Origin of the sequence: Mycobacterium sp., from assembly GCF_052145595.1 — a bacterium.
Classification (GTDB): Bacteria; Actinomycetota; Actinomycetes; order Mycobacteriales; family Mycobacteriaceae; genus Mycobacterium.
Genome location: NZ_JBKQOI010000275.1, coordinates 36202 through 44312 on the forward strand (window position 1 = coordinate 36202; position 8111 = coordinate 44312).

An 8111-nucleotide genomic window follows, 5' to 3' on the forward strand; every position below is an offset into this window, starting at 1 on the left:
GGACGCTTATCTCTCACTCGTTCAAGCCACGCCGCGCACGGCATGCGTCAGATAGTCGCTGCGCAACTGCACCAGCCGTATGGCCGGCGCACCGAGCTGACGCGCGAGTTGGCCGGCCAGCCCCAGCCGCACATAGGACGTCTCGCAGTCCACGACCACCGCCGCCGCGCCTTCGGCGCGCAAGCGCGCCGCCGCAATTCGGCTGCGGCCCAAGGGGTCCGGCCCGGCGGTGGCGCGACCGTCGGTGAGCACCACCACCAGGGGACGCCGCGCCCGGTCGCGCGCCTTTTCCCGGATGATCAGCTCACGCGCGGCCAGCAGGCCTTCGGCCAGCGGAGTCTTGCCGCCGGTGTCGAACCGGGCCAGTCGCTTTCCGGCGATGTGTGCCGACGATGTCGGCGGCAGCAACAGCCGCGCGCCGTTTTGGCGGAACGTAATCACCGCGACCTTGTCACGGCGCTGGTAGGCGTCACGCAGTAATGACAGGGTGGCGCCGCTCACCGCGGCCATGCGATCCCGGGCGGCCATCGAACCCGACGCGTCGACAACGAAGATCACCAGGTTGCCCTCGCGTCCTTCGCGAATGGCCCGGCGCACGTCGTCCGGCTGTAGCCGCAGCGGCCCGGCCTCCGCACGCTCGGCGGCCGACAGCAGGGTGGCGAACAGATGCAGCCCACGCGCGCCGGAGTTCGGGTCGCCGCTATCGGCTGCCGCCACCACCTTGCCGGAGGCGTTGCGGGCCCGCGACCGTCGTCCGGGTGCGCCCTCGCCCACTCCCGGAACCGTCAGCGCTCGGGTGCGGAAGGTCGGCGCGGGCGGCGCGCTGGGCGTCGTCGACGCGGAAGCAGACTTTTGGTTCGGCTGCGGCGCGGAGTCGTCGGTGGCCTTACCGCCACCCGGTGGGTCGGGATCCGGATCGGGTTGCGGCTCTTCGGCACCGGCCCGTGCCAGGGCCTGATCAAGCTGGTCGCGATCGATGCCGGGATCATCGAATGGGTCGCGGCGGCGCCGGTGCGGCAACGCCAACTCTGCTGCCACCCTGATGTCCTGCTCCTCGGCGGTGTTCGCCCCGCGCCAGGCGGCGTGCGCGGCGGCGGTCCGGGCCATCACCAGGTCGGCCCGCATGCCGTCGACGTCGAACGCCGCGCACAGCGCCGCGATGCGCCGTAATTCGTTGTCCGGTAACACAACGTCGTCGACAAGGGCATGCGCCGCGGCGATTCGTCGGGCCAGTTCGGCGTCGGCGTCGGCGTAGCGCTCCGCGAACGCGTCCGGGTCGGCCTCGTAGGCCATTCGCTGCCGGATAACTTGTGCCCGCACGTCGATATCGCGCGACGCGTGCACGTCGACGGTCAGGCCGAACCGGTCCAGCAGTTGCGGACGCAGTTCGCCCTCCTCGGGATTCATCGTGCCGATGAGCACGAATCGGGCCTCGTGCGAGTGTGAGATGCCGTCACGTTCGATATGCACCCGTCCCATCGCTGCGGCGTCGAGCAGCACGTCGACCAGGTGATCGTGGAGTAGGTTGACCTCATCAACGTAGAGCACGCCGCCGTGTGCGCGGGCCAGCAGTCCGGGTGAAAACGCGTGCTCACCTTCGCGCAGCACCCGCTGCAGGTCCAACGAACCGATCACCCGGTCTTCGGTTGCGCCGAGCGGCATCTCGACCAGGCCCGCACCGCCACTCCCGGTCGCGGCGGACAGCAACGCCGCCAGCCCGCGCACGGCCGTCGACTTGGCAGTGCCCTTCTCGCCGCGGATCAGCGCACCGCCGATCTCCGGGCGCACCGCACACAACAGCAGCGCGAGCCGCAGTTGGTCGTGCCCGACGATCGCGCTGAACGGATACGGCTTCACGGCAGCTCCATCAGACCGGAGCCGGGCCGCACCATGGGCACGTGCGGAACGCCGTCGTCGACGAAATCGTCACCGGCACGGACAAACCCGTGCTGGGCGTACATGTCGGCCAGATAGGTCTGCGCATCGATCCGGCACGGGTAGTCGCCGACCTCCGCCAGCGCGGCCCGCAGCAATCGCGTGGTGTGGCCCTGGCCGCGGGCGCCGCGTTTGGTGCACAGCCGGCCTAGGCGAAACGCTTTCTCGCCTCCGGCATGCTCCTCCATCAAACGTAGTGTGCAGATCACCTCGCCGTCAGGCGTTTCGAGCCAAAAATGCCGGGTTTCGGCGAGTAGATCGCGTCCATCCAGCTCCGGGTAGGGGCAAGCCTGTTCGACGACAAACACTTCCACCCGCAATTTCAGCAGCTCGTAAAGGGTCCGGGCGTCAAGGTCTTTGGCCCAGGCGCGACGCAGTGCCTCCGTCATTAGCGCCGCTCCTCCTCATCGCTTCGCTCTGCATCGTCGCCGGCGCGGGTCATGGGCGCCGCTCCTCCTCATCGCTGCGGGTCATGATGGGATCACCCCCGCCGGCGATTGCAACTGCAGGACCTTAGTGCCCCACGACCACACTTCGTCGTACAGCGCGGGCTCGCGAGACAGCTCAACCCCCAGCGACGGCACCATCTCCTTGAGCGAGGGCAGCCAGGACGCATAGCGATCGGCAAAGCATCGCTTTAGCACGTCGAGCATGGCCGGCACGGCCGTTGACGCCCCCGGCGAGCCTCCCAGCAGTCCGGCGATGCTGCCGTCGGCCGAACCCAGCACGGTGGTGTTGAAGTCGAGCACCCCACCTTTACGCCTGTCCCGCCGGATCACCTGCACGCGTTGACCGGCCACCGTCAGCTCCCAGTCGGAATCCACTGCGCTGGGGGCGAATTCACGCAGCGCCTGTACCCGTTCGGGTTCGGACAGTCTCAGTTGGGCGATCAGATAGTTGACCAGCGTCAACTGGGTGGCGCCGACACCGAGCATCGACAGAAGGTTGTTCGGCTTGACCGAACGAGGCAGATCGGTGAAGTGGCCGTGCTTCAAGAACTTCGGTGACCAGCCGGCGTACGGCCCGAATACCAGCCACGACTTGCCGTTGACGAACCTGAGGTCGAGATGCAGCGCGCCAAGCGGCGGTGCTCCCGGCGCCGGAACCCCGTACACCTTGGCCCGGTGCGCGGCGGTCAGCGCCGGGTTGTCGGCGCGCAGGAACCGGCCGCCGATCGGGAAGCCGGCGAAGCCTTTGACCTCTTCGATGCCCGACTTCTGCAACAGCGGCAATGCATCACCACCGGCCCCGACGAAGACGAATTTGGTATTCAGTCGGTGCTTTTCGCCGGTGCGGCGATTACCGATCAGCAGCGTCCAGCTGCCGTCGGATTGGCGGGTCATATCGCGGACCTCGTGACCGAACAGTGCGGTGGCGCCGTTGCGCACGCAAAAGCCGACCAGCTGTCTGGCCAGCGAGCCGAAATCGATGTCGGTGCCGTCGGAGGCCCAGTTGAGGCCGATCGGCTCGGAGAAGTCACATTTAGCGGCCATGAACGGCAACCGGCGGGCGAACTCGTCCGGGTCGTCGATCAATTCGGTGCCGGCGAACAGCGGGTTGCCGGCCAGAGCCCGCTGCCGCCGCCGCAGATAGTCCACGCGCTGCGCGCCGCGCACGAAGCTCACGTGCGGGACCGGGTTGACGAAGCTGCGATCGGTCAAGATGCCGTTCTCGACGGCGTACGCCCAGAACTGGCGGGTCACCTGGAATTGCTCGTTGATGCGCACCGCTTTGCTGATGTCGATCGAGCCGTCGGGGTTCTGCGGGGTGTAGTTCAGCTCGCACAGCGCGGAATGCCCGGTGCCGGCATTGTTCCACGGACTGCTACTTTCAGCGGCGACGGCGTCCAGCCGCTCGATCACGGTGACCGACCAATCCGGCTCCAGCCGCCGCAACAACGCACCCAGCGTGGCGCTCATGATGCCCGCGCCCACAAGCACGACGTCCGTCCGTGCGGTTCTGGCTAGCTTTGACACCGGATCGGTGGTCCTTCCTTCAACTGTGCCGGTCCCAGGTTATCCCGACGCAATACGGGCACTGGCGACATGCGCCTCCCCGCCACCAGCAAAAGCTTTAAGCTGGCCTCGTGACTGGCTGGGTGCCCGACGTGCTGCCCGGCTACTGGCAGCGCACGATCGCGCTCGGGTCCGACCCCGCCGGCGAGGGCGATATCGCCGCAACCCTGATACGACGCGGCGAGCCCACCGGCGCGACTCACGCGGTCCTGGCCGTGCACGGCTACACCGACTACTTCTTCCACACCGAACTCGCCGATCACTTCGCCGACCGCCGCTTCACCTTCTATGCGCTGGACCTGCAGAAGTGCGGCCGGTCGCGGCGCGACGGCCAGACCCCGCACTTCATCACCAACCTCGCCCACTACGACGCCGAACTCGAACACGCCCTGTCGGCCATCGGCGAGCAGGCCCGTCCCGGCCATCCCATCAAGGTCCTGATATACGGCCATTCCTCCGGCGGGCTCATCGTGTCGTTATGGCTGGACCGGCTGCGTCGACGCGATGCGACCGCGCACGCCAGGGTCGGCGGCCTGGTGCTCAACAGCCCGTTTCTGGATCTGCGCGGCCCGGTGGTCCTGCGCCATCCCGCGACCTCGGCGCTGATCGCCGGCCTTTCTCGGCTGCGGTCCAAGGGTGTGGTCCGGCCGCCGACCGAAGGCGGTTACGGCACCACCTTGCACCGCGACTACCACGGCGAGTTCGACTACAACCTGCAGTGGAAACCAGTGGGCGGCTTCCCGATCACACTCGGCTGGCTGCACGCCATCCGCCGCGGCCAGATTCGGCTGCATCGCGGGCTCGACGTCGGTGTGCCCAACTTGATCTTGCGTTCGGATCACACCGTGGAAGAAAACGGCGACCCGGCGTCCATGCACCGCGGCGACGCGGTCCTCGACGTCAGCCAGATCGCCAGGTGGGCCGGCTGCATCGGGAGTCGCACCACCATCGTTCCGGTGCCCGACGCCAAACACGACGTCTTTTTGTCACTGCCGCAGCCGCGCCGGACGGCCTATCGCCAACTCGACCTCTGGCTGCATGACTACCTCAGCAGCGACAACACCGGCGCCTCGGCATCCTCGGGGAAGGGGTGACGGCGAAAAAATGGAAACCTACGACATCGCGATCATCGGAACCGGTTCGGGCAACAGCATTCTCGACGATCGCTATGCCGGCAAGCGGGCAGCGATCTGCGAGCAGGGCACCTTCGGTGGTACCTGCCTCAACGTCGGGTGCATCCCGACGAAGATGTTCGTCTACGCCGCCGAGGTCGCCAACACGATCCGGGACGCGGCGCGGTACGGCGTCGACGCCCACATCGACCGGGTGCGCTGGGACGACATCGTCTCACGCATCTTCGGACGGATCGATCCGATCGCGCTCAGCGGCGAAGACTACCGGCGCTCGGCACCCAATATCGACGTGTACCACCAGCACACCCGGTTCGGGCCCGTTCAACCCGACGGGCGCTATCTGTTGTACACCGACGCCGGCGACGAGTTCACCGCCGATCAGGTGGTGATCGCGGCGGGCTCGCGGCCGGTGATTCCCCCGGCGATCCTCGCCTCCGGCGTCGACTATCACACCAGCGACACCATCATGCGAATTTCCGAATTGCCCGAGCATCTGGTGATCGTCGGAAGTGGCTTCGTGGCAGCAGAATTCGCACATGTCTTCTCCGCGCCGGGCGTACGCGTCACGCTCGTGATCCGGGGTGGCCGCATGCTGCGGCATTGCGACGACACCATTTGTGAACGGTTCACCCGCTTAGCGTCGAACAAGTGGGAGCTGCGTACCCATCGCAGGGTCATGGACGCGGAGAACCACGGCGCGGGCGTCGCGCTACACCTCGACGATGGTGGCACGGTGAACGCCGATCTGCTGCTGGTGGCGACCGGCCGGTTGTCCAACGCCGATCTGCTGGACGCCGAGCAGGCCGGTGTCGATGTCGAGGATGGCCGGGTGGCCGTCGACGAATACCAACGCACCTCGGCGCGTGGAGTTTTCGCCCTCGGCGATGTCTCGTCGCCGTATCAGCTCAAGCACGTCGCCAACCACGAGGCCCGCGTCGTGCAACACAACCTGCTGTGCGACTGGGACGACACCGAGTCAATGGCCATGACAGACCACCGCTTCGTACCCTCGGCGGTATTCACCGATCCGCAGCTAGCTGCCGTCGGCTTAACCGAAAACCAGGCCATTGCACGAGGATTCGATATCTCGGTCGCGATACAGGACTACGGCGAAGTCGCCTATGGATGGGCGATGGAAGACACCACCGGAATTGTCAAACTCATCGCCGAACGCAAGAGCGGACGCCTGCTGGGCGCGCACATCATGGGCCATCAGGCGTCGTCGATCATCCAGCCGCTGGTCCAGGCGATGAGCTTCGGGCTAACCGCCGCGGAAATGGCCCGCGGCCAGTACTGGATTCATCCGGCGCTGCCCGAGGTGGTCGAAAACGCGCTACTGGGTCTGTACTGACTTCAGCGTCCTGAGCGGTTAGGCGGCCGCGGCTCGCGCTCGTCGTCGTCCTGGCACCGCGGACACAGGCCGCGCAGCGTCAGGCCGGCTGCCTCGGACAGCGCGAACGAACTGCCCGCCATCGCGTGTTCCAGTGCCGAGCTCAGCTGGCGGGCGGGCACCTCGATGATCGAGCCGCATTGCGTGCATACCGCGTGGTGGTGGGGTGCGGTGGCCAGCCCGTAGGTGGTGACACCGCCGTCGAGGGTCAACGCGTGCAGCACCCCCTGATCGACCAGGGTGGTCACCGTGCGATAGATGGTCGCCACGTCAGGCGGCTGGGCGCCGGGCGGCAGACACGCACGCACCCGCTGGTGGATCTCCGCCACCGCCAGGTGCCCATTGACCGGCTCGAGCACCGCCAGCACCTGGATTCGCGACGCCATCCGGCGCAGCCCGCGGGCGCGCAGGAATTCACCGATCCGCTCGGTGACGGCGGGGTCCAGTGCCGACGACTTTGGCGTCACCCGTTCAGTGTTGCGCCCGACACCCGGGATTGCCAGGGTTCACCGGCAACCGAGCAGCAATTCTTGCAAATCGCTTGCATCCAGCTCGCGAACGAACCTACTGTCGGGAGGTGCACCGCTCGTTGGCGCCGGCGGAGTGGCGGCGGCTCGCATCGATGGCGATGGTGATCGTCGCACTGCATCTGGTTGGCTGGATCACCCTGGTGTGGCTCGTGCAGCCCGCCCAATTCAACATGGGCGGCAAGGCATTTGGCATCGGAGTCGGGCTGACTGCTTACACCCTGGGCCTGCGGCATGCCTTCGACGCCGACCACATCGCCGCCATCGACAACACCACACGCAAGCTGATGAGCGACGGCCAGCGCCCCCTTGCCGTCGGATTCTTCTTCTCACTGGGCCACTCCACGGTGGTGTTCGCGCTGGCGCTCCTGCTGGCAACCGGGATCAAACAAATCGCCGGACCGGTCCAGGACGATTCCTCAACGCTGCACCACTACACCGGCTTAATCGGCACGAGCGTGTCGGGCGTGTTTCTCTATTTGATCGCGATCCTCAACGTGATCGTCCTGGTCAGCATTGTGCGGGTATTCATTCGGCTGCGTCACGGGCACTACGACGAGGCCGAACTTGAACAACAGTTGGAAAACCGCGGACTGATCAACCGGATTCTCGGCCGCTTCACCAAGTCGATCACGAAATCCTGGCAGATGTACCTCGTAGGGTTGCTGTTCGGTCTGGGATTCGACACCGCCACCGAGGTCGCATTGCTGGTGCTGGCAGGCACCAGCGCGGCCGCCGGCCTGCCGTGGTACGCGATCCTGTGTATGCCCGTGTTGTTCACCGCCGGCATGTGCTTGCTGGACACCATCGATGGTTCATTTATGAACTTCGCCTACGGCTGGGCCTTTTCCAGACCTGTACGCAAGATCTACTACAACATCTCTATCACCGGGCTATCGGTGGCCGTCGCCCTGCTGATCGGCAGCATCGAACTGCTCGGCATGTTCGCCAACCAGTTCGGCTGGAGGGGGGCGTTCTGGGACTGGCTTGGTGGCCTCAACCTCAACGCGGTCGGCTTCATCGTCGTTGGCATGTTCGTCCTCACCTGGGTAATCGCGCTGCTCGTCTGGCGATACGGCCGCATCGAAGAAAAGTGGACCTCAGCCGCCGA

7 protein-coding genes are annotated in these 8111 nt (G+C 66.3%); 3 read left to right on the top strand and 4 right to left on the bottom strand.

Features of this window, described 5'->3' with window-relative positions:
• Positions 1 to 21: 21 nt before the first annotated feature.
• The 3 genes from ACLP4W_RS23830 to mqo form a co-directional block, all read right to left on the bottom strand.
• A complete protein-coding gene (locus ACLP4W_RS23830; protein WP_442389859.1) occupies positions 22 to 1857 on the bottom strand; it encodes a magnesium chelatase subunit D family protein in 1836 nt (611 codons plus the stop codon).
• The gene (locus tag ACLP4W_RS23835; protein ID WP_442389860.1) at positions 1854 to 2324 is read right to left on the bottom strand and encodes a GNAT family N-acetyltransferase; all 471 of its coding nucleotides are present in this window, start codon (positions 2322 to 2324) and stop codon (positions 1854 to 1856) included. Before ACLP4W_RS23835 ends, ACLP4W_RS23830 begins: the two co-directional genes overlap by 4 nt.
• 81 nt (positions 2325 to 2405) lie before the next feature.
• Entirely contained in the window at positions 2406 to 3854 is a 1449-nt protein-coding gene (gene mqo, locus ACLP4W_RS23840; protein ID WP_442389861.1) for a malate dehydrogenase (quinone), read from the bottom strand.
• 167 nt (positions 3855 to 4021) lie between these two features.
• Here mqo and ACLP4W_RS23845 point away from each other — a divergent pair, with 167 nt between their 5' ends.
• Together ACLP4W_RS23845 and mtr are read left to right on the top strand one after the other, a co-directional pair.
• On the top strand, positions 4022 to 5044 hold the full coding sequence (locus ACLP4W_RS23845; RefSeq protein WP_442389862.1) for an alpha/beta hydrolase: 1023 nt from the start codon (positions 4022 to 4024) through the stop codon (positions 5042 to 5044).
• 10 nt (positions 5045 to 5054) lie between these two features.
• Positions 5055 to 6434: a mycothione reductase gene (gene mtr, locus ACLP4W_RS23850; protein ID WP_442389863.1), complete on the top strand. Its 1380-nt coding sequence runs from the start codon at positions 5055 to 5057 to the stop codon at positions 6432 to 6434.
• 2 nt (positions 6435 to 6436) lie between these two features.
• On the opposite strand, the gene ACLP4W_RS23855 is transcribed toward mtr, so the two are convergent.
• On the bottom strand, positions 6437 to 6940 hold the full coding sequence (locus tag ACLP4W_RS23855) for a Fur family transcriptional regulator (RefSeq protein WP_442389864.1): 504 nt from the start codon (positions 6938 to 6940) through the stop codon (positions 6437 to 6439).
• A gap of 74 nt (positions 6941 to 7014) precedes the next feature.
• Here ACLP4W_RS23855 and ACLP4W_RS23860 point away from each other — a divergent pair.
• A partial coding sequence (locus ACLP4W_RS23860) for a HoxN/HupN/NixA family nickel/cobalt transporter (RefSeq protein ID WP_442389865.1) occupies positions 7015 to 8111 on the top strand: 1097 nt, incomplete at its 3' end.

Excerpts from the sequence above, each read along its gene's own strand:
- ACLP4W_RS23835 (WP_442389860.1), bottom strand. The coding sequence starts at position 2,324 with ATGACGGAGGCACTGCGTCGCGCCTGGGCCAAAGACCTTGACGCCCGG.
- mqo (WP_442389861.1), bottom strand. The coding sequence starts at position 3,854 with ATGAGCGCCACGCTGGGTGCGTTGTTGCGGCGGCTGGAGCCGGATTGG.
- mtr (WP_442389863.1), top strand. The coding sequence starts at position 5,055 with ATGGAAACCTACGACATCGCGATCATCGGAACCGGTTCGGGCAACAGC.